Source organism: Variovorax sp. RA8 (assembly GCF_901827175.1).
Taxonomy (GTDB): Bacteria; Pseudomonadota; Gammaproteobacteria; order Burkholderiales; family Burkholderiaceae_C; genus Variovorax.
In genome coordinates this window covers 4446332-4466952 of record NZ_LR594662.1, presented here as the reverse complement: position 1 = coordinate 4466952, position 20621 = coordinate 4446332, and the positions used below count along the sequence as shown (strand labels likewise).

Sequence of the window (20621 nt, the reverse complement as noted above, 5' to 3'; positions counted from 1 at the left end):
TTTCAGTTGAGATGTCAGGGCGAGACGCCTTGTTCTTCAGCGGCAGTTGCTTTCAGTGCAACGTCGCAGGGCATCAAGGTCGCATACTTCTGTTTCATGTCGAAAAGATTGGCTTCGTGCGCTTGTAGCGACCGATCGCCCACGCAGTCAGTGACAACGAGAGGGCGGAACCCGTGGCACATGGCATCAACCACGCTGGCGCGAACACAGCCGCTGGTCGTACAGCCCGCAATCAGCAAGGTTTGCACGCCGCGTTGAGACAGCCATGCTGCCAGCGACGTACCGAAGAATGCCGAAGGATTGGTTTTGCGCAGCACCAGTTCGCCGCCGACAGGTTGAAGCTGCGGGACGATATGGCTTTCTGGTGCGTGCTCGCGCAGGGTTAGGAGGGACGGGACCTTGAGCGCCATGATGGTTGCGTCGGTCCCATCGTCTTGGTACACAACTCGCGTGTGCACGACCGGCCAGTTGCGATGTCGTGCTGCCGCCAGAAGGCCGCGTGTGCATTCAATGGCCTGGTCGATGTTGCCGCCGCCGAACGTGAGCGGATCAGCAAATCCATTGACGAAGTCGACGATCAGCAGACCGAACGGCGCCTTGGGCGCGAGCGTATTGCCGAAGCCCTGCTTTTGATAGATGTCCTGATCGGGGCTCATTGAAAAGCCTCGTCAATGACTTTGCCATCTTGAACCACGACGATGTCATCGAGCTTCACTGTGCAGTTGCGCAAGGGAATGTCGAGGTGACAAGGCGTTGTGCGAGGCCCACCAGCCTCGTTGTTTGGACCCAACGAGAACAAGAAGTTGCCTTCGAACGCGCGCGCATCCTGACCTGTTGTCGCCTCGCGGTCCATCAGCGACAGCGTGTGCCAGTAGCAACGTGGCTGCATGCCCCAGCCGATGTGCGCGATAGCGTAGGCTTCGGGATCGTTGTAGGCCTCCATGAACTCGCGCAGCATGGCGGCATCGACATCACCTTCAATGCTGCGCACGAAACCGTCGCGCAAGTTCAATGTGATCTTGTCCGAGACGTAGTTCCTCTGTGGCAGAAGGATGTCGCCACGATCGACCACGATGGTGCCGTCGCTGCCGCCTTCGTTGGCGAAGGTAAAAAGGAAACCGCTTGGCCAGTGATCCCAGCGCCCGGGTTCCTCGCAGAATCCGTACTCGCAGATGGTCGGGAAATCTCCGAGCTGGAAGGTCACATCCGTGCCAGCCGGCGACGTCACGTGCATCCTTCTCGCCTTCTTGAGGAGCTTCGATGCTGCCAGCACGCGCTTGCGATCGTCCTCATTCGGAATCGCCCGCACCAGTACCTCGGGTGGCTCCGCGACCAAAAGGATCTTTGTTCCGGACTCGAGAATTTCGAGCTGTTCAGGAGAGAACAACAGCACCATCAAGTCAAGGACGAGATCGCTATTCTTCATTGCCGCGAGTGCAACTGGATTGTTCGTGAGGGGTGTTTCACCCAAGTAGTTCATCCGGTCGCGGCTGGTTGCTTTTTCCGCGTTGATGGGCTGCAGCTCGATCTTGGTGACGATCGCGCCGGCTGCCTGCGCTGCAATCGTCGCCGTCTGCAGCGTTTGCGGATGCGTATGAGGGCCACACAGGATCGAGACCTTCTGTCCGCGCTCCACCTTGCTGAGCTTCAGAACCTCATCCCACGCTTTGACCAACTGATAGTCGCTGACTGGCATTTTTCGTCCTTTGGTTTGGAGTGTTAGATCTGCAGGAGCGCGAGCTCCTCCGTGCTGCCCATCCTGAAGAGCCGGCGCGCATTGCCATGGCACACCAGTGCACGGGTTCTGTCGGTGAGCGGTGCTTCCTCGATGAAGGCGCAGGCCTCGGCGGTCGACTCGTATGGGTAGTCCACTGAAAAGAGAACAGCCTGGTCCCCAAGCTCGCCTATTGCGCCCATCAAGGCAGGTGCAGAGCACACGCCGGAGGTGGTGATGAGGATGTTGCTGCCGATGTACTCGCTGGGCTTGCGTGCCAGCCTGATGCCCGACGGATACGCGGAAAAACGGCTGTCGAGGCGCCAGCGCTGGTACGGCAAAGCCTCCCCCATGTGCCCCAGAAGAAGATTGAGGCGTGGGAACCGGTCGAACACTCCTCCAAACAACAGGCGCAACGCATGACCTGCCGTTTCCACGCCCCAACCCCAGGCTGCGCCCTGAAGCACCGGCATGCCTTCCAGCAACGCTGGCGGCTGACTGAACGCGTTGGGATGCAGGTAGATGGGGACGCCGAGCGCCTGCGCGCGCTCCCAGAACACATCGAATTCCGCACCTTCGTAGTAGCGCCCCAGGGTGTGGCCATTGATCATTGCGCCCTTGAAGCCATACTCGACGACGGTGCGTTCCAGCTCACAGGCGGCGGCAGTGGGATCCTGCAGAGCCACGTGGGCGAAGGCTCCGAAGCGTCGCGGATGGCGTGCCACGCGCTCGACCAGGAACTCGTTGTTCTCGCGCGCCCGGCGCACGGCGTTGTCGCGATCTGTCTCGGCCTGCACGCCGGGCATTGTTTGCGACAGCACGACGTACTCGATGTTCCCCGCGTCCATTTCTCGAAGGCGCTGATCATCGAAGTCAGCCAGCTTGGAATCGAGCTTGGCGACGAAATCGGCGGGGAGCGCTCGGGTGTATTTAGCGGAGTACTCGCCGAATCCTGGGGCGGAGAAGTGCTCTTCCAGCGCGATCTTTGGGGTTTTGTTCATGCTCATCCTAGGTGGCCTCAGACTGGATAGGCCAAGGCGGTGTCAAGAATTTCCGTGTCGTGCACCACCTGGCGACTGGCGATGAGAAGCCGGTCACCTTCGCGCACGAAACGGTCGTGGTATGTGCCCGACAGGTGCACCGTGGATGGGCCTTCGACAAGGGTCTGCATCAAGATAAATGGCGTCTGGGAACTGACCGTGTTGTCGGCTTCCTGCAGCACCCGCGTGATGCCGAGCACATGCAGCATGTGCCGCGGTGCGAACATCTGCGAGTGCGCTACCGCCTGGGCGCGGTCGATGATCATGTCCAAGCCTTCGCAGTACACGAGGCCCACGGGCATGTTCAGCAGGGCGTTGTGGCGCGAGGTGATGCGGTAGGTCGCATCCTTGCAGAAGAAGTCGGGCCAGCGTTCGACATCGTTCGCGTCGAGGGCAGCGCAGTACTCGACATGCAAGGAGTCGATCTCAGCGCGCAACTCGGCCGCGCGTTGGGGCGACACCGTGGTCTTGGCGTAGGCGAGTCGCTCTTTCATGCTGCTTTCTCCGCGACACGGATTTCCATCACTTCACGGTAGTACTGGTAGAGGGACCGGATGCAAGACTCCGAGATCAGGTTGCGCGCTGAGCCCTCGTGACCGGCATCCAGCTTGACGACGTTGTTGTCTGTTGAAGAGTTGCGCAGGCCCTCTTGCACGAACTTCAAGGCCTCGTTGTCCTCAAGACCGAGGAAGCCGGAAGGGCCCATCAAGTTGCCCTGGCGCAGGCGGTGCCGCGTCATTTCCGGTGTGTCATCTTCGTAGCCGAACATCGTCCACTGCATCACCATGCTGTTGGGGCCGTTCGGAATGATCTGGCGCACGCCCATGGTGTTCATCTGACGTTGAACGATCAGGTTCGGCCACAGAGTCATCATGTTGGCGGACCAGGGCGACTTGAACTCCCGCACGTAGTCCAGGAAACGTTCGTCTCGCAACCTGAGGTCGTCGCTGAACGATCGCATCTCCGCTTTGTCGTTCGCGGCGACCGTGGCATAGATCTCGTCGGGCTTGGACGAAGCCATGAAGCCGTGGCGGCCATGAACCTTGTCCGCCACCACGGTCGACTTGATGCCCGGCACCAGCAGGCCGAACACCACGAGGAACGAGTGCAGCAGCGTCGCGTGGTACGGATCCTTGAGGTTCTCGTGGTACATCTTCCAGTTGCACGGAAGCTCATTGCGGCAATAGCCGAGGATCTTGAGTTTCTTGCCTGAGAAGGCGACATCGAACTCCTCGACGATCTCCTTGGTCATGTACTCCTCCAGCGGAGGGGTCTTGTCGGAATAGGTAGCGAACACCACGCCGTTCCGTGTCGTCACACGCAACTGACGGGTGCCGTGATCGGCGTTCTTGAAATCCGCCGGCATGCCGCCCACCTTGTTGATTCCGCGTCTGAAAGGAACGCCTTGCAGGTTCCCCTTGAGGTCGTACGACCACTGGTGGTAGGGGCAGACGAACTCCTTCGTATTCCCCTGGCTGGAACGGCAGAACTCGGCACCGCGGTGGGCGCAGCGGTTCTCGAAGACAGAGATCGTGTTGTCCTCCGCGCGGGCGATCACGACGGGCGTGGCGCCGACGTAGCCGCGCTTGTAGTCGCCCGGGTTGGGAATCTCCGCCTCCAGAGCGACAAAGTTCCAGGTGTCTCCGCGGAAGATGCGTTCGATCTCCTGGTCATAGATGGCCTGGCTGGTGTAGACCCAATCTGGAATGTTGTTCAGGGCGTCCGCGGGCCAGACACACTGCTCCAATGGCGGGTTCTTTCGGGCATTCGTGATGCCGATGACCGCCTGCGATTGATACATGGAAGCTCCTTAGCGATGAGAGTGGGTTAGGCGGTCGTGCTGGCGTGGGCTTGCAATTGCTTGACCCATGCACGCAGGTTGGTTGTGTGCAGCGGGAAGTCCTCCCACTGCACAGGCTGGCCGCGTTCGAAAAGAGGGCGAATGGCTCGCAGATCGGAGCCGGCATTGATGACCACGCCGTGCAGCGGAACAGAGCCCCGGTGGCCGATCCACATCACCTTGTCGCTGGCCAGGTCACCGCGGCGCACATATTCGAGATCGGGCGCGGGCAGACCGAGTACCTGGATGTTGTGTTGTCCTTGGTCGGTCCAGAACCACGGCACTGCGGGCGCGGGAAGAGGGGCGCCGAGCATGGAGGCAGCGGCGGTACGTGCCTGCTCGTTCGCGTTTTGCCAGGACTCCAAGCGCGTTGGCGCCGTCTGACCCGGGCGTTGCTGGCTAGTGCAGTCACCGCACGCGAATACGTGTTCGTTGCTGGTGCGGCAGGATGCATCTACCAGAATCCCACCCCCTGCTGCCACCTCAAGGCCTGCTTCGCGAGCCAGCGAGTCGTTGGGTGAGAGGCCGACCGCCACGATCAATTCGTCCACCTCCAGATCCCCGGCGCCCGCGATCAAGCGCATGCGACCGCTGGGCGATGCATGGACGTCGCTGAGGGAGGCCCCGAGCAGGAGCTTCGCACCGGCATCCCGCATACGGGCTTCCAGCCAGGCTGACGCCTCGCATGGCAGAAAGCGAACCAGCAGAGAGGCCGCGCGTTCGAGAACCGTGACCGATGCGCCTGCAGAGAGCGCCGAGTGGGCGACCTCGAGACCTAGGAAGCCACCACCCAGAATCGCGACCTGGGGCCTGACCTGAAGGGAGGCACGCAGCCTGCGTGCGTCATCCAGGGTACGGATGTGATGCACCCGGGGGTGGGCGGTAGGGACAAAGGGTAGCGTCTGGGCTTCCCCGCCTGTGGCGATCAGACACCTTTCGTACCCGATCACCCGACCGTCGGCGAGGCGGACATGCCGACGCTGCAGATCCACGGCAACCGCTTCGCTGTTGCTCAGCAGTTCGATATCGTTGCGCACCCAGGCATCTTCCGTGAGCACGTCGAGCCTGGGCTCTTCAACGGCTGTCAGGACAGCCTTTGACAAGGGCGGCCGCTCGTACGGTCTGTGGCGTTCACGACCGAGCATCGTGATGCAGCCTCGGTAGCCCTGCTCGCGCAGGGTGCGCGCAGCGACGGCTGCAGACTGGCCCGCGCCGACGATGACAACGCCGGGCGACGTCATTCGCTCGCGGGAGACAACACGTAGATGTCGTCTCCTTCTCGTTTCACGGGGTGGATGCGCAGGTCCACCGTGACCGGTGCGCACATAGCCTTTCCGGTGCGGATGTCAAAGCGACCTTGATGCAGAGGGCACTCCACACAGCCGTCTTCCACATACCCCTCTGACAGCAACGCCGTGGCATGTGTGCACATGCCATCGGTAGCGAAAAACTCGTCGTCGATCCGGTACAGCGCGATGCCACGACCGGCCACATTGACTGTCTTCGCCTCATCGTTGCTGAGCTCCTGCGCCGAGGCGACCTTGATCCAATCCATGGCTCTATTCCTGTAACTTTCAGCACTAAAGATTTATGACAGTGTACGGTCATATTACGGAGGTGCGTTGTTGTTTTCAAGTGCGGGTTTGCACTATGGTGCAATGCACCATGCTGACCGGAAGGGCTGCTTCTTATGGTGCAGAAATTTGCCGCGTTCATTGGAAAAAGGCACCAGAATGGGGGCGCAAGGTGTTGCCTGGCACCCATCAGCGTTTACCCGCTTTCCATGCGCATTCATCAGGCATATACTTGTGCAAGTTAACTGGCATATCGTGATTCTTCCTCAACGAAGACCCTGCTTGCAAAGTAGGGGGGCTACGCGTAGTGCCACTGACCTGGCCTATGTGGCCGATCACGTCAGGGGAGGACATCTAGATGCAGCGTCGGAGGTTCCGCGGGGTGGTTCCACAGGTGCCCAATTCCGTGCCGGCCGACACAAAGACATTGGTGAAGGACAAGAAGCGCATGGACCGATCAGACATTCCGGCGAGGCTGTTGAAGCGCGAGGGCATTGGTGCCCGGGTACCTCGCAAGGAAGACGCACGTCATTTGGTGGGCAAGGGCAACTTCGTGGGTGACTTCGTGCTGCCTGGGATGCAGGAGGTGGCATTTCTGCGCAGCCCTTTGGCGCACGCCTCCATCACTGGCGTTGAGATCCCAGACAAGTTCGCCGGGAAGGTGTTCCTCCGCGAGATGATGTCGGACGCGGCCGACATCGGATCACCCTCTTCAATACCCACGTATCAGTTCTCGGCTTTGCCGCCCCTGGCATCAGGCAGAGTCCGCCACGTCGGGGAGGCCATCGCGATGGCGGTGGCCCCTACCCGTGCCGTGGCGGAAGACTTGCTGGAGGATGTGCAGATCTCCTATGAGGAACTGCCGGTCTACTACGATGTGGAGTCGGCCCTCGCAGCCACCGGAGAGTTCATGCACCCTGGGTGGAAGGACAACCGGTTCCTCACCTTGCGTGCCAACCGCGACTTCGATGAGTTGGCAGCGAAGGCGGAGGTGAAGGTCAGCCGCACGGTGGAACTGTCGCGCCAGTGCATCGTGCCGTTGGAGGGCAAGTCGGTGCTGGCTTACTGGGATTTCCAGACTGAGCAGCTTGTGGTGGTCAGTGCGACCCAAGTGCCGCATTTGCTGCGTGTGGGTATTGCCCAGCACCTCGCGATGAATGAAGAGGCGGTGCGCGTGGTGTCGCCCGACGTCGGAGGCGCCTTCGGCTACAAGGGGCAGCTCTATCCCGAGGATCTTTGCGTGGCTTGGCTGGCCAAGACTTATCGCACGCCGTTCCGATATCTCGAAGATCGTCGTGAGCATCTGATCGTCGGAGCAAACACGCGACAGCATCACTACCAGCTAACGGCTTACGCGGACCGAACTGGAAAGCTTCTGGCGTTGGACGCTATCATCACCATCGACGGCGGGGCGTACTCCTACTATCCCTTCTTCGTGGGCTTGGAGCCGGGGCAGGCGATCGGCAACCTGCCGGGTCCGTATACCTTTCGCGGCTACCGCTGTGAAACCCTGTGTGTCGCGACCAACAAGCCCGGGTTCATGGCCTATCGCGGCGTGGCGCGCACGGGCGTCTGCTTCGCGATCGAACTGCTCATGGACGCAGTGGCGCGGGAAGTCGGTCGTGAGCCCTGGGAAGTCCGGATGGAGAATCTGGTCCCGGCTGCTGCGATGCCCTACGTCAACGTGGCCAACAAACACTTTGACAGCGGCGACTTTCCAGCGAGCTTGCGGCGCGCAGTGGAGATGATCGGCGTGGCGGCTGTCCGCGAGCGGCAGGCGCGTGGAGAGCCTGACGGGCGCCGGATCGGTTTCGGTACGGCCACCTACACCGAGCAGTCAGCCCACGGGACCACTGTGTTCGCCAACTGGGGGCTACCTGTAGTGCCCGGTTTTGATCAAGCGATGGTCAGGATGACGGCGGATGGCGGGCTCGAAGTGCGTGTGGGCGTGCACTCGCATGGGCAGGGCATGGAGACCAGCTTTGCGCAGATCGCCAACGACGTTCTTGGCATTCCGGTCGCCAGAATCCGGGTCGTGCATGGTGACACAGCGCTGACGCCGTTCTCCTCTGGAACCTATGCGTCTCGCGCCACCGTCATGTCCGGCGGGGCCATATCGACCGCGTGCAAAGAGTTATTGCCCCGCATCCAATCGATTGCAGCTTACCTCATGGGCGTGGAGCCGAGCGCGGTTGCTTTGATCGAAGGGCGCGCTGTCGCTGGCGACAAGTCGATTCCCCTTTCAGAGGTCGGGCGGGTTTGGTACCTCACCCCGCAGGACTTACCGGCGAACGTTCATCTGGGTGGGCTGGAAGTGTCCCGTGCGTACAAACCCAATGTCGATACCGGGACCTTCACGTACGCGACGCATGCCGTGGTGGTCGCCGTCGACACTGAGACGGGCGAGGTTGAAATCCTTGACTATGTCGTGGTCGAAGACTGCGGCACCATGGTCAACCCGATGATCGTGGAAGGACAAACCATCGGTGGCATCGCGCAGGGCATCGGCACGGCCATGTACGAGGAGAGCCCTTACGACGAGCAAGGCCAGCCCTTGGCCTCCACCCTTGCGGACTACATCCTTCCGGGCGCCACGGAAGTGCCGCGCATCCGTATCGAACATTTTGAGACCCCTTCGCCTCACACCGATTTCGGTGCGAAGGGGGTGGGCGAAGGCGGTGCGATCGCGCCGCCTGCGGTGATCTTCAACGCCGTGAACGACGCGTTGCGCGGCACGGGCGCCGACGAGGTTTTGATGACCCCGTTGACGCCACGCCGCTTGCTCAAGGCCCTTGAGAAATCGACGCTGGGACAGGAGCGCGCCCAATGAAAGCCCCTCGTTTTGCATACACCCGCGTTCTCGAAGTGAGTGACGCCCTCGCGGTGCTGGCGACGGGCGGTGGCACTGCCAAAGCCATGGGCGGAAGCCAGTCCTTCGGGCCCATGCTCAACCTTAGGTTGGCGCGCCCAGCGCACGTGGTCGATATCTCTGACATCCCCGGTCTGCGCACCGTCCGTCGTAAGGAGGGTTGGGTTGAGATCGGCGCTGCCGTCACGCACGCTGAGATAGAAGACGGCGTGCACGAGCCGCTAGCGGCGCACCCGATGCGCCAAGTCGCAGGCGGCATCGCCTACCGGGCGATCCGCACCCGCGGCACCGTCGGCGGCAGCCTGGCGCATGCCGATCCGGCCGCAGACTGGGTGGTCACGCTCGCGGCACTCGGTGCGCGCATCGTGGCCAAGTCACCGCGCGGTGAGCGCACGATTGAGGCCGACGCGCTGATGCTTGGAGCGTACACGACAGTTCTGGAGAGCGATGAACTGATCGTCTCTGTTGCCGTGCCGTCAGAGACGCGAACGTTGCATTGGGGCTATCACAAGGTCTGCCGCAAGCCAGGCGAATTTGCCGAAGCGAGTGCGGCGGTCTGTTTCGATGCATCGCACGCGCGTGCACGAATCGTGCTGGGGGCTGCCGACGGTCCTCCTCTTCTACTGGGAGAACTAGCGGCCAACATCGCGGCCAGGGGGGCCGGTGCCGCGGGTCATGAGCAACTGCGGGCCGCTGTCCGCACCGCTCTCCCCGAACGCGATGCCATCGACCGGAAGCTTTTCACGGCCTGTGTGGAGCGCGCCCTCGAGCAGTCCGGCATCTTTGCCGATCTCAAACAAGCGGAGTAAGAGACTTGGACCCGATTTCCATTCAAGTAAATGGCCGCACTTTCCGACGGGATGCCGAGCCCAGGATGCACCTTGGCGACTTCCTGCGCGACGAACTGCAGTTGACCGGCACCCACCTCGGTTGCGAGCACGGCGTCTGCGGCGCGTGCACGGTGCTCGTGGACGGCCAGCCCACGCGCTCGTGCATCACGTTCGCCGTGGCATGCGAAGGCAGGGAGGTCACCACTATTGAGGGCTACGACGACGATGCGGTCATGCGACTACTGCGGCCGGCGTTCACGCGCCACCACGCGCTGCAGTGTGGCTTCTGCACCCCCGGGATGCTGACCACTGCCCGCGACATCGTGCTCCGTCTGCCCAACGCCGACGAAGCGCGGGTGCGCCTGGAATTGTCCGGGAACCTGTGCCGTTGCACCGGGTACCAGGGCATCGTGGATGCCATTCTGGACGTGCTGCAACAGCAGCGCGACGCACCTGACGTGCAATTTGAACAACTGCGGCAAAGATTGAGCGCGCCGCGAATGGTCGCGATGAAGCCGGTCGCGGCTGCCGTGTTGAAAGACGTGCCTGCGCACGCTCCGGGCAAGTCACCCGCTGTGAACGGGGCCACTTCTGCGGAATTGGCGGAAGTCGATCCGGTGGCGATGGCCAAGGCCAAAGCCAAGGGCAACGCGATCGAAGTCCATTTCGATGTGCCTTATGCCATGGAGCGGGTCTGGGCGTTCATGGGCGACTTGCCTGCCGTCGCGTCCTGTCTGCCCGGCGCAACCGTCGATTCGCACGAGGGGGAGAAGGTCCGGGGCAGCATTTCCATTAAGTTTGGTCCGATGTCGGCGGCTTTTGCTGGCGCCGCGCGGCTGGAGCGTGACGACGCCGCCAAGCGCGCCGTCCTTCGCGGCGCGGGCCAGGACAGTTTGAGCAAGTCGCGCACCCAGGGCGACATCACCTATCGATTGGAAGCTCTGTCGGCTGACAGCACCAGGGTCCACGTGGACATGGTCTATGCGTTGCAGGGTCCGCTTGCCCAGTTCTCCCGCTCCGGCCTCGTCAAGGACTTTGTGCGCCGTATGGTGGCGGACTTCGGCAAGCAGATCACCCGCAGGCTGGGTGGCGAAGCAGTTGTTCCCAACGAGCCGCAACCTTCGGTATCGATCGCGGGAATGATGTGGAGCGTGCTCTGGAATCGCATCCGTGGCTGGGTTGGAAAGCCTCCGCGAGGCTAAGGCCACACGTGCAGGGTGCGGGAAGCACCCTTGGTGCGAAGGTCCAGCGCTTCATTGCATCTGTCCCACCGCTTGCCTGGAATCAGAAGGTCCGGGCGAGGGGATCACCTAGGAGTCCTAATGAGTTCCTTTCTTCATGGGTATCACGTGCGCGCCAACAGTGTACGTCTGCACCTCCTGCGCTATGGAGGGCAGGGCCCTCGTTTGCTACTGTTGCCCGGGATCACGAGCCCTGCGGTCACCTGGGGTTTTGTCGCCGAGAGGCTGGCTCGGCACTATGACGTCCATGTGCTTGACTTTCGTGGACGCGGCTTGTCCTTCAGCTCGCCAGGAATGGACGCAAGCCTCGACACGATGGCGGCCGATGTGCTCGATTTGATGGACGTTCTGGGGTGGTCATCCGTGTTAGTGCTAGGACACTCCATGGGTGCTCGCGTTGCGGTTCGCGCCGCGGCACGTGACCCACGGCGCATAGGTAGGCTGTTGCTTATCGATCCTCCCATGTCCGGCCCAGGTCGCCGGGCTTACCCCGTGCCGCTGTCTTGGTACCTAGAGTCGATTCAGTTGGCGATCAGGGGAATCACGGCAGAAGAGCTTCGCCCCTATGCTCCGACCTGGAAAGTGGAACACCTGCAATTGCGGGCCGAGTGGCTTCACACGTGCAGCGAGGAGGCTATCGTCCAAGCACACGTGGGCTTTCACGAAGACGACATACACGCAGATCTTCCTAAGCTGCGAACGCCTGGACTTCTCATGACGGCAGGGAAAGGCGGTGTCGTGCTCCCGGAAGACCTGGCCGAAATCGAAGTGCTCGCACCCGACTTGAAGCAATGCAAGGCCTCTGCTGCCGGCCACATGATTCCGTGGGATGACGAGGTGGACTTCCATCGTCTGCTGGGCGAGTACCTAAAGGTCGACTTGCTGTAGACGATGTTCGGACGCTGCTCGGTTTTCCTGCCTCCATGGAGGGAGTCGATAAACTCGCCAACTGACACTATCGGCGATATCGAGATGATGAAAAAGCGTTCTCCTGCTCAGGAAAAGACAGTCGACTCCACAGATTCGGCAAAGCCCCAGGGGCCCGAACCCTTTAGCCCATTGCGTGAAGTCATGTGGCGCCGCCCAGGATATTTGATTCGTCGGTTGACCCAGATTGGGCAGGCAATTTTTTTCGATCTATGCAAGTCCGAGAGCATCACACCCCTCCAGGTCGGCATGCTGACAGCGCTGTCGGTGAACCCTTGGCTTGATCAGAAAGCCATTTGCCGAGAGCTTGTGTTGGACCGGACGACGGCAGCGGAAGTGCTCAAACGGCTGCAAGACAAAGGGTTGGTCGAATTCAGAGTAAATCCTGATGATCGTCGGTCAAGACTTTCGGTCATCACAAAGCCGGGATTGAACCTGATAAACGACTTGCAAGGGAGCATCCATCGCTCTCAAGAACTGCTCATCGAACCGCTATCTCCAGAAGAACGTGTCGAGTTCATGAGGCTTCTAGCCAAGCTGGTGGACGCACATGAAAAGACGGGCAAGCTGAGCTAAACCGGCTGAGTTGAACTGCTCTGACCTCCAGTTCAGTGGCAGCGGCCATACATCGTCCCTGACTTTTAGCCGGCAAGCTTGTGCCGACATGCAGGACAGCGTTTCCCACACTATTTCGGAGTTGCTCTAGAAGCAAATTTGGATGAACTACGTCGCTCCCTTCAAAGACATCCTGTTCAACATCGAGCATCTGGCGCGCATCGATCAGGTGGCGCAGATGCCGGGCTTCGAGGACGCCGGCCTCGAAACCGCGCAGGCTGTACTGCAGGAATGTGCCAAGCTCACCGAGGGCGTGATCGCCCCGTTGAATTTCGAAGGCGACAAGAACCCCTCCGCCTGGAAGGACGGTCAGGTCACCACCACCCCGGGCTTCAAACAAGCCTACCAGCAGTACGCCGAAGGCGGCTGGCAGGGTCTGCAGCATCCGGTGGACTTCGGCGGCCAGGGCCTGCCCAAGACCATCGGCGCGGCCTGCGGTGAAATGCTCAACAGCGCGAACATGAGTTTCGCGCTGTGCCCGCTGTTGACCGACGGCGCCATCGAAGCCTTGCTGACCGCAGGCAGCGACGAGCTGAAGGCCATCTACCTTGAGAAGCTGGTGAGCGGGCAATGGACTGGCACGATGAACCTCACCGAGCCGCAGGCGGGCTCCGACCTCGCGGCGGTGCGCAGCCGCGCCGAACCGCAGCCGGACGGCAGCTACAAGGTGTTCGGAACCAAGATCTTCATCACCTATGGTGAGCACGACATGGCCGAGAACATCGTGCACCTGGTGCTGGCCCGCGTGACCGGTTCGCCGGAGGGCGTGAAGGGCATCAGCCTGTTCGTCGTGCCGAAGTTCATGGTGAACAATGATGGCTCGCTCGGCGCGCGCAACGATGTGCATTGCGTGAGCATCGAGCACAAGATGGGCATCAAGGCGAGCCCGACGGCGGTGCTCCAGTACGGCGACCACGGCGGCGCGGTGGGTTACCTCGTGGGCCAGGAGAACCGTGGCCTTGAGTACATGTTCATCATGATGAACGCAGCCCGCTACGCCGTGGGTTTGCAGGGCATCGCGATTGCCGAGCGTGCCTACCAGAAGGCCGTGGGCTATGCGAAGGACCGTGTGCAGAGCCGACCGGTCGACGGCTCCATGAGCACGGCCGCGCCGATCATCCACCACCCCGATGTCAAGCGCATGCTCATGACCATGCGCGCCTCCACTGAGGGTTGCCGTGCCATGGCCAGCGTGGCCGCTGCCGCTTACGATGCGGCGCACCACCACCCGGACGCCGAAGCACGCAAGCAAAACCAGGCGTTCTACGAGTTCCTCGTGCCGCTCGTCAAAGGCTACAGCACCGAGATGAGCCTGGAGGTCACTTGCCTGGGTGTGCAGGTGCACGGTGGCATGGGCTTCATCGAGGAGACCGGTGCGGCGCAACATTACCGTGACGCCAGGATCCTCACCATCTATGAAGGCACCACCGCGATCCAGGCCAACGACCTCGTCGGCCGCAAGACCGCGCGCGACGGCGGTACTGGCGCCAAGGCCATCGCTGCACAGATCGAGAAGACCGAAGCCGCACTGGCGAAACGCAGCAGTGCCCATGCCAAGGTCGTGCTGGTCCGCCTGAAGGCCGCACGCCAGGCCTTCGTCGACGTGGTCGGTTTCATCGCCGCCAATACGAAGACCAACCCTAACGCCGCCTTTGCAGGCAGCGTGCCCTACCTCATGCTGGCGGGCAACCTAGTGGCGGGCTGGCAGATGGCCCGTGCGCTGATGGTCGCCGAGGACCAGTTGGCCAACGGAACGGATACAGGTTTCATGCAGGCCAAGATCACCACCGCGCGTTTCTACGCCGACCATATCCTCAGCCGCGCGCCTGGCGTTCGCGACAACATCGTGGATGGTGCAGAGAGCGTGAATGCGCTGCCAACCGAAATGTACTAGTAGAAACCAGGCGGCAGGTGGTCTCTTGAATGTCAAATCGGGAGCAGACGCTCAGCCAGCCTCGAGGGTCAACGCCAGCAAGAACGTCGTCAGCCGTAGAACTTGCATTGAAAGTTTGATTCATCAAGTCACCCTTGAAATGATCTCGATCCATGGAGGTTGGTGCTCAGTGAAACCGCGCATGTGAGTAGTTCTAGGTGTTGCCTGCAAGGAGCTGCTGGTCACTGACTCAGCGCACTCTATGCTATTGACCAGACCCGCACGCCGGTAGATGGCCAGAGTGCGTCACCCTGTTGTCTCGTAGACACCAAAGATGCGAGGAAGGGAGAAGAGCCTCTGCGGTTTGGCTCTGAGTCGACGCCCTTGTGGCTTGAATCGAATCTCATGGGGAAGACGGGGGCGCAACCCCGCGTTTGCCATCGAGCGCCTTAACAACGTTTGACACCTTCTGAGGTGCACACCGTGCCGCAAACCTCGATGATGGTATCGGTGGGGTCGACGCAACCCCTGTCGTGGCGACGAAGCGGCCTGATGCTGCGCAGTGCGCAGAGACGGCTGGGCACCTGTTCTAGCGCCGTGCCATTTCCAGCCTAAGCCGGTCCAAGCCTTCTTCCGTTCCACGGATGCGCTCGGCGCGATCTTCATGACCGTCCAGGTACGTGAGCTGTTCCTTGTAGACCATGCGAGTTCCATGCTTGTGCGCCAAGAACTCGACCGTTACGAGCGACACCGACAGTCGGCGTGCGTCGAGCTGGATGTCGTAGGCAAAGACGATGCGCCGTGCGGGTTCGATGTCGAAAAAGACCTTCTCGATGTGCTGGATGCGGCCATCGGGATAGGCGACCCGATGCGTTTCATGGCCGAACGGCCGAAAGTCCAAGCGGTACTCGGTTGTGTACTCGGCATGGCAGTCGGACCAGCGGCGCTTTGCTTCGGGATCGGCCCAGGCCTGAAAAACTTTCTCGGGCGAGGCGTCGAGTTCGCGTTCGATGACGAAGTCGGTGTGTGCGGCGGGGATGTGCGTCATGACTTGCCTTTTTGCTCGGCCAGATAGGCATCGAGTTGGTCGAATTGCGCGTGGAGCAGCGTCTTGCGCTTCGCGACCCACGATTCCATGGCATCGAACGCCTCGGGTTCGGCCGTGTAGGTGCGCACACGGCCGCTCTTTTGGGAGGCGACGAACCCGCCTTCAACAAGCACGGCGAGGTGCTTGACGGCCGAAGGCAGCGCCATGCCCAGCGTTGCGGCCAGCTCGGACACCGAGGCCGGTCCGCGGCTCAGGCGGTCGAGCATGCCGCGGCGGTATGCGTCGGCCAGTGCAAAGAACATGCGGTCGAGCTGCGCGGGCTCGGCGATCGCTGCTCGCATCTCAGGCACTCGCCGGATCGAAGAAGCGACGCGACAGACCGGCGCGCCCGGGATAGAACTTGAACCAAGGGCGCGCCGCATCAATGGTGGCTGCCACCGAGGGGTGGTCCATCAACCGCTCGAAGTAGGCGGCCAGGTGCACATGTTGCGCCGACAGCGGCACGTAGGTCACCGCATACAAAAAAGCGGGCGCCGCAGCGCAGTCGGCCATGCTGAAGGCATTGCCGGCAACCCAGGTTCGCCCTTCCAGGTGACGGTCGATGAACGCGTAGGCCGACGACAAGCCTTCTCGCGCCTTGGCTACCCCGCGTGCATCGCGTTCGCCTTGCGGCCGCAGAAGGTCGGCGGTCAGCGCCTGCATCGGTGTCATCACCTGCAAGTCGAACAGGCGGTCCCACAAGCGCACGTCGAGCGCGACGTCCGGGTCTTCCGGAATGAGGGTGCGGCCCGAGGTTGCATGGTGACGCTGGAGGTACTCGATGATGATGCTCGATTCGGGCACGGGCCGAAGCCGGTCCACCAGCAGCGGCATCTTGCCCGTGGGCCACAGCGCGAGGTGCGCGGCACGTTCTTCGGGGTCACCCAGATTGAGCAGCCGCTTCTCTACGTCGATGCCCAACGCGTCGATCGCGATCAGCACCTTGTGGCAGTAGGACGAGAGCGGGTGGTAGTGCAGTGTGAGGGCGTTCATGAGGGGCTAATACTTTCCTGTTTTGGAAAGTATAGGATCGGCGGCGCACCGAATCAAGCACCGCCTCGAGGCGCGATGTTGCGCAAGCTCAACGCGTGCGACGGTCCGCGCGCACGAGCTCGAGCCTTGCTGCCTGCGATACCGGTGCGGACGGTGACGCTGGACGGCGGCGACGATGGGGTCACTGAATCCATCATCTGAATCTTTCCGTCGTCGCGTCGCACATGAAGTCGATGGCCTGGACCTTCGGTAGGGTGCGTGTGTGGGGATATTGAAGGCCGCGTCGATCGTAGGTTCCGGCGAGGTCTGCCACTAGCCGCGCGAGAGGCCGCACCGTGTTGAGCGACGGACATCAATCGGTTCGGTGGCGCGGTACGCATTCGCCAAACGCAGTCACAAGACAGCGTCGGACCGGGTGTACTTTCCGGCGCACAACGTTTGTCGTGCGAAGGACTGTCGGTGACGCAGCAATGCCCTAACATCGCCACCCGCCGCCGATCCAGCAAGCCCCCGAGTACACGAACCATGAAGAAATTCATCGTCGCCGCCATCACGCTCACCACGGCGTTCGTCACGTCGCTCGCAGCACATGGGCAGGATGTCCTGCTGGATCCCGACACGGGCCTGCCGGCGTCGCGGCCTTTCGAATTCCCCGCGCAGGGACCGGCCGCTGCGTTCTGGGCCAAGCGCCTGACCGGCTATCTCATGACATCGGACGGGATCAGGCTGCGCTACAGCGTGCTGCTGCCGAAGGCATCGGGAAGGTTCCCGGTCATCCTGAGCATCAACGGCTACGACGCCGGATCGATCGGCGGCACGCCCTACCTCCACTACAAGACGTCGATGTCGGTCGAACTCGATCAGGGCCTCGTCGAGGCCGGCTATGCGGTGATGGGCGTCAACGCCGCGGGCAGCGGCTGTTCCACAGGCCCGCTCGAGTACACGCGTCCGCAACTCGGAAGACATGGCGCCGAAGCCGTCGAATTCGCGGCGTCGCAACCCTGGTCCGACACCAAGGTCGGCATGGTCAACTGGTCGTACGGTGGGTCGTCCCAACTGGCGACGGCGCAGCAACGCCCGCCGCACCTTCGGGCCATCGTGCCCGGCATGGTGCTGACGGACTTTCGCGATGCACTGATGCCCGGCGGCGTGCCGGCGCCCGGTTTCATCACGCCCTTGCGTGGCTCCATGCGCGCGTACTGGGAGAAGGTGGTTGCGCAGACGGCCACGGAAGAGGGCGATGCGGCCTGCCTGGGGCAGATCCCGAAGAACCTCGCGGCCGAGGATGCGAACTCCGTGATGCACCTGTTCCTGGCGCATCCCCTGCGGGACGACCACATGAAGAGCTTCGACCTGGCACCGCATGCCGACCGCGTGCAGGTTCCCGTGCTGTCGCTCGAAGCGTTCCAGGACCAGGCCATCACGCCGCGCAGCGGCTACTACCAGTCCCGGCTCGATCCGGCCATGCTGTGGTCGGTGCAGACCAACGGCCGGCATGACATGTACCTGGCCTCGGATTTCCAGGCGATGGCCGTGCGATTTCTCGACCGATTCGTCAAGGGCGAAAACAACGGATTCGAACGCGACACGCCGCGCACCACCGTGTGGGTGGAGACCGCCGAAACAAGCGCGAGCGCCAATGCGCTGGAGCGGCGCGTCTCTCCCAAGCCGCGCTGGGTGGTGCAACGGGGGCCGATCCGCAGCAATGACCTGTCCGTCAAGGCGTTCCACCTGGCTGCGGGCCAAGCCCTCGCCGATGCGCCTGGTTCCGGAGCCGCCTACGGCTTCGACTATCCCGGCGCCGGTGTGGTCGTCAACGACATTGCGGGAAGAAGCTTCTGGGGTCCGCTGCCCGGCGACTGGAAGGCCACGGGCGTGGCCTACACCTCTGCGCCGTTGGGTGAAGACATGATGGTCTACGGGCCGGGCAGCGCCGACCTCTGGGTCACGGCCGGTGCCGGCGACGCCGACCTGCAGGTCACCGTCACCGAACTGCGGCCCGATGGGCAGGAAACCTATGTCCAGCGGGGCTGGTTGCGCTTGTCCAACCGCGCCCTGGACACTGCGCGCTCGACGCCGTTGCTGCCCATCCGGCTTGAACGGCCCGAGCAGCCAATGCCGCTGCTGCCGGGCCGGCCGGTCCTTGCCCGTGTCGAGATCCACAAGATGGGCCACTACTTTCGCAGCGGCTCGCGGCTGCGGATCTGGATCGACACGCCCGCCCAAACCGGTGGCCTGGTGTTCGACACCTTCACGCAGAAGCAGCGCCTTCATGTGCTGCACAACGCGACGTACGACTCCGTGTTGCGGCTCGGCGTGCTGAAGGACGTCAAGGGGCCGGCAAGCTATCCGGCCTGCGGTGCGACGATCCTGCAACCGTGCAGGCCGGACCCGCTGGCCACTCGCTGAGCGCGGACAGATGTCCTTGACCTACAACCCCGCGCTCGACGGCGTTCGCGCGCTGTCCATCCTCGCGGTGGTCCTGTTCCACTGCGAGGTCCCCGGTGCGCATGGCGGCTTCATCGGGCTGGACGTCTTCTTCGTCCTGTCGGGCTATCTCATCACTTCGCTGCTGACGGCGGAGCACCGCCATGGCGGCATCGAGATCGGGCGCTTCTACGCGCGCCGGGCGTTGCGGCTGTATCCGACGCTGCTGCTCATGGTGGCGGTCTACGTGGGGCTGGCCCCCGTCCTCTGGCCGGCGGAAAATCGCTGGCTCTCCGCCGTGCTCGCCGCACTCTACGTCTACGACTATGCGCTGGCCTTCTGGGAGCTGGCCTACACCATCGGGCACACGTGGTCCCTCGGCGTGGAGGAGAAGTTCTACCTGCTGTGGCCCCTCGTGCTGCCGCTGCTTCTGCGAACACGGCATCCTGTCGGATGGCTTGTGTTTGCATTCCTTGCCGTGACTGCATGGCGGTACTTCGTGGCCATGAATTGGACCTGGTCGCAGGCGTACTTCCGCTTCGACACACGAATGAGCGGAATCCTGCTCGGAGCCATTGCTGCACTGACCCATTTCAAGGCATCGAAGCATGTGCTCGCGATGGCTTGCGTGGCCCTGCTGGTCCTCATGGCCCTGCCTTCGCTGCCGACGAGCCACCAGACCGAAGCGGTTACGCTGCGCATCACATTGGCGGAGCTGTCGGCCTTCGTGCTGATCTGCTTTGCCGCGGAGCACGAACGAGCGAAGTTCCTCGCCTCGGCGCCCATGGTCTACATCGGCCGACTGTCCTACGGCATCTACCTCTGGCATTTCCCGTTGGCGCTGCTGCTTCGCGATGAGCAACCGTTGTGGATCACGCTGAGCGCGACCCTTGCGTTCTCGTTCACGATGGCGGCGATCTGCCTGCATCTGATGGACACACCGCTGAAGAGATGGCGCCAGAAGGCATGGCCGCAGGCCCGCAGCACCGCGTGATCGTCCCGCATTGATGCCGGAACGGAATCAGCACGCGTCCCTGCGCGGACCTACCGCAGCGACGCAGCCCTTCCTACGATGAAAGCCTCGAGCTTCCATCGCAAGGCCGCATCCGTCGCGTGCGTAGAGGCTCTTTTCGCAGCCCAGTCCAAGGAGCGTCACATGCCTCAATCTCACCATCCCGACATCATTGCCTTCATCGACGTGCTCGCCGACACCGGAAGCCACTACCGGATGGATGAAATGGAAGCGCTCTACACCGAAGACCTCGGCTTCCTGGTACTGACGCCCCAGGGAGAGATCGCACGTTTTTCCAAGTCGGAGATGATGGCCGAATTCAGAAGCCGTCGCGATGCGGGCGAGGCGCCGCTGTCGACGGAAAAACGCATCCTGCACATCGAGGAGCAGGGCGATGAAGCCACCGCGATCCTCTTTCGGCGCATGAGCCAGAACGCTGATCCGGCGCTCTACGAGCTGCGGCTTCGGCGCACGGACGGCAAGTGGCTGGTCGCCGGCGAAACCGTGATGCCGTGGCCTGACCTGGCCCACGCGAAGGGATTTCTCCCTCCGCGCACCGTGGCTCAGGCCTGACGACCG

The 20621-nt window shown here is 62.2% G+C and carries 19 protein-coding genes; 9 read left to right on the top strand and 10 right to left on the bottom strand.

Annotation, left to right across the window (positions count from 1 at the left end; all coding sequences use genetic code 11):
- Positions 1 to 14 precede the first annotated feature (14 nt).
- From E5P3_RS20940 to E5P3_RS20910, 7 genes are read right to left on the bottom strand one after another with little or no spacing between them, the layout of a single operon-like run.
- On the bottom strand, positions 15 to 656 hold the full coding sequence (locus E5P3_RS20940; RefSeq protein ID WP_162587728.1) for an isochorismatase family protein: 642 nt from the start codon (positions 654 to 656) through the stop codon (positions 15 to 17).
- A complete protein-coding gene (locus E5P3_RS20935) occupies positions 653 to 1696 on the bottom strand; it encodes a 2,5-dihydroxypyridine 5,6-dioxygenase (RefSeq protein WP_162587727.1) in 1044 nt (347 codons plus the stop codon). Before E5P3_RS20935 ends, E5P3_RS20940 begins: the two co-directional genes overlap by 4 nt.
- A gap of 23 nt (positions 1697 to 1719) precedes the next feature.
- Entirely contained in the window at positions 1720 to 2715 is a 996-nt protein-coding gene (locus E5P3_RS20930) for an amidohydrolase family protein (RefSeq protein ID WP_162589775.1), read from the bottom strand.
- 17 nt (positions 2716 to 2732) lie between these two features.
- Entirely contained in the window at positions 2733 to 3248 is a 516-nt protein-coding gene (locus E5P3_RS20925; protein ID WP_162587726.1) for an aromatic-ring-hydroxylating dioxygenase subunit beta, read from the bottom strand.
- Complete coding sequence (locus E5P3_RS20920; RefSeq protein WP_162587725.1) at positions 3245 to 4555, bottom strand: aromatic ring-hydroxylating oxygenase subunit alpha; 1311 nt, start codon at positions 4553 to 4555, stop codon at positions 3245 to 3247. Before E5P3_RS20920 ends, E5P3_RS20925 begins: the two co-directional genes overlap by 4 nt.
- Before the next feature lie 26 nt (positions 4556 to 4581).
- Positions 4582 to 5835, bottom strand: coding sequence for an NAD(P)/FAD-dependent oxidoreductase (locus tag E5P3_RS20915; RefSeq protein ID WP_162587724.1), 1254 nt, complete (start codon positions 5833 to 5835; stop codon positions 4582 to 4584).
- Positions 5832 to 6149: a non-heme iron oxygenase ferredoxin subunit gene (locus E5P3_RS20910; RefSeq protein WP_162587723.1), complete on the bottom strand. Its 318-nt coding sequence runs from the start codon at positions 6147 to 6149 to the stop codon at positions 5832 to 5834. The genes E5P3_RS20915 and E5P3_RS20910 overlap by 4 nt, the downstream gene beginning before the upstream one ends.
- Before the next feature lie 467 nt (positions 6150 to 6616).
- On the opposite strand from E5P3_RS20910, the gene E5P3_RS20905 reads away from it, so the two are divergent.
- The 6 genes from E5P3_RS20905 (at position 6617) to E5P3_RS20880 (ending at position 14544) form a co-directional block, all read left to right on the top strand.
- Positions 6617 to 8998: a xanthine dehydrogenase family protein molybdopterin-binding subunit gene (locus E5P3_RS20905; RefSeq protein ID WP_162589774.1), complete on the top strand. Its 2382-nt coding sequence runs from the start codon at positions 6617 to 6619 to the stop codon at positions 8996 to 8998.
- Positions 8995 to 9846 carry an FAD binding domain-containing protein gene (locus E5P3_RS20900; RefSeq protein ID WP_162587722.1) on the top strand — a complete coding sequence of 284 codons (852 nt, stop codon included), beginning with the start codon at positions 8995 to 8997 and terminating at the stop codon, positions 9844 to 9846. The genes E5P3_RS20905 and E5P3_RS20900 overlap by 4 nt, the downstream gene beginning before the upstream one ends.
- A 5-nt stretch (positions 9847 to 9851) precedes the next feature.
- Positions 9852 to 11069, top strand: coding sequence for a xanthine dehydrogenase family Fe-S subunit (locus tag E5P3_RS20895; RefSeq protein WP_162587721.1), 1218 nt, complete (start codon positions 9852 to 9854; stop codon positions 11067 to 11069).
- A gap of 120 nt (positions 11070 to 11189) precedes the next feature.
- A complete protein-coding gene (locus E5P3_RS20890; RefSeq protein ID WP_162587720.1) occupies positions 11190 to 11996 on the top strand; it encodes an alpha/beta fold hydrolase in 807 nt (268 codons plus the stop codon).
- Positions 11997 to 12080: 84 nt separating this feature from the next.
- Complete coding sequence (locus E5P3_RS20885) at positions 12081 to 12611, top strand: MarR family winged helix-turn-helix transcriptional regulator (RefSeq protein WP_162587719.1); 531 nt, start codon at positions 12081 to 12083, stop codon at positions 12609 to 12611.
- A gap of 142 nt (positions 12612 to 12753) precedes the next feature.
- A complete protein-coding gene (locus E5P3_RS20880; RefSeq protein ID WP_162587718.1) occupies positions 12754 to 14544 on the top strand; it encodes an acyl-CoA dehydrogenase C-terminal domain-containing protein in 1791 nt (596 codons plus the stop codon).
- Between the two features lie 568 nt (positions 14545 to 15112).
- Here E5P3_RS20880 and E5P3_RS20875 read toward each other — a convergent pair.
- Genes E5P3_RS20875 through E5P3_RS20865 form a run of 3 tightly spaced genes read right to left on the bottom strand, consistent with a single transcriptional unit; the run spans position 15113 to position 16603 of the window.
- Positions 15113 to 15571, bottom strand: a complete 459-nt coding sequence (locus tag E5P3_RS20875; protein WP_162587717.1) for an SRPBCC family protein — start codon at positions 15569 to 15571, stop codon at positions 15113 to 15115.
- A complete protein-coding gene (locus tag E5P3_RS20870) occupies positions 15568 to 15912 on the bottom strand; it encodes an ArsR/SmtB family transcription factor (RefSeq protein ID WP_162587716.1) in 345 nt (114 codons plus the stop codon). The genes E5P3_RS20875 and E5P3_RS20870 overlap by 4 nt, the downstream gene beginning before the upstream one ends.
- Position 15913: 1 nt before the next feature.
- On the bottom strand, positions 15914 to 16603 hold the full coding sequence (locus E5P3_RS20865) for a glutathione S-transferase family protein (protein WP_162587715.1): 690 nt from the start codon (positions 16601 to 16603) through the stop codon (positions 15914 to 15916).
- Between the two features lie 525 nt (positions 16604 to 17128).
- Between E5P3_RS20865 and E5P3_RS20860 the strand changes: the two genes are divergently transcribed.
- From E5P3_RS20860 to E5P3_RS20850, 3 genes are all read left to right on the top strand, one after another.
- Positions 17129 to 19012, top strand: coding sequence for a CocE/NonD family hydrolase (locus E5P3_RS20860; protein ID WP_162587714.1), 1884 nt, complete (start codon positions 17129 to 17131; stop codon positions 19010 to 19012).
- A 16-nt stretch (positions 19013 to 19028) separates the two neighbouring features.
- Entirely contained in the window at positions 19029 to 20024 is a 996-nt protein-coding gene (locus tag E5P3_RS20855) for an acyltransferase family protein (protein WP_443083255.1), read from the top strand.
- 78 nt (positions 20025 to 20102) lie between these two features.
- Entirely contained in the window at positions 20103 to 20615 is a 513-nt protein-coding gene (locus E5P3_RS20850; protein ID WP_197893977.1) for a hypothetical protein, read from the top strand.
- Positions 20616 to 20621: the final 6 nt, after the last annotated feature.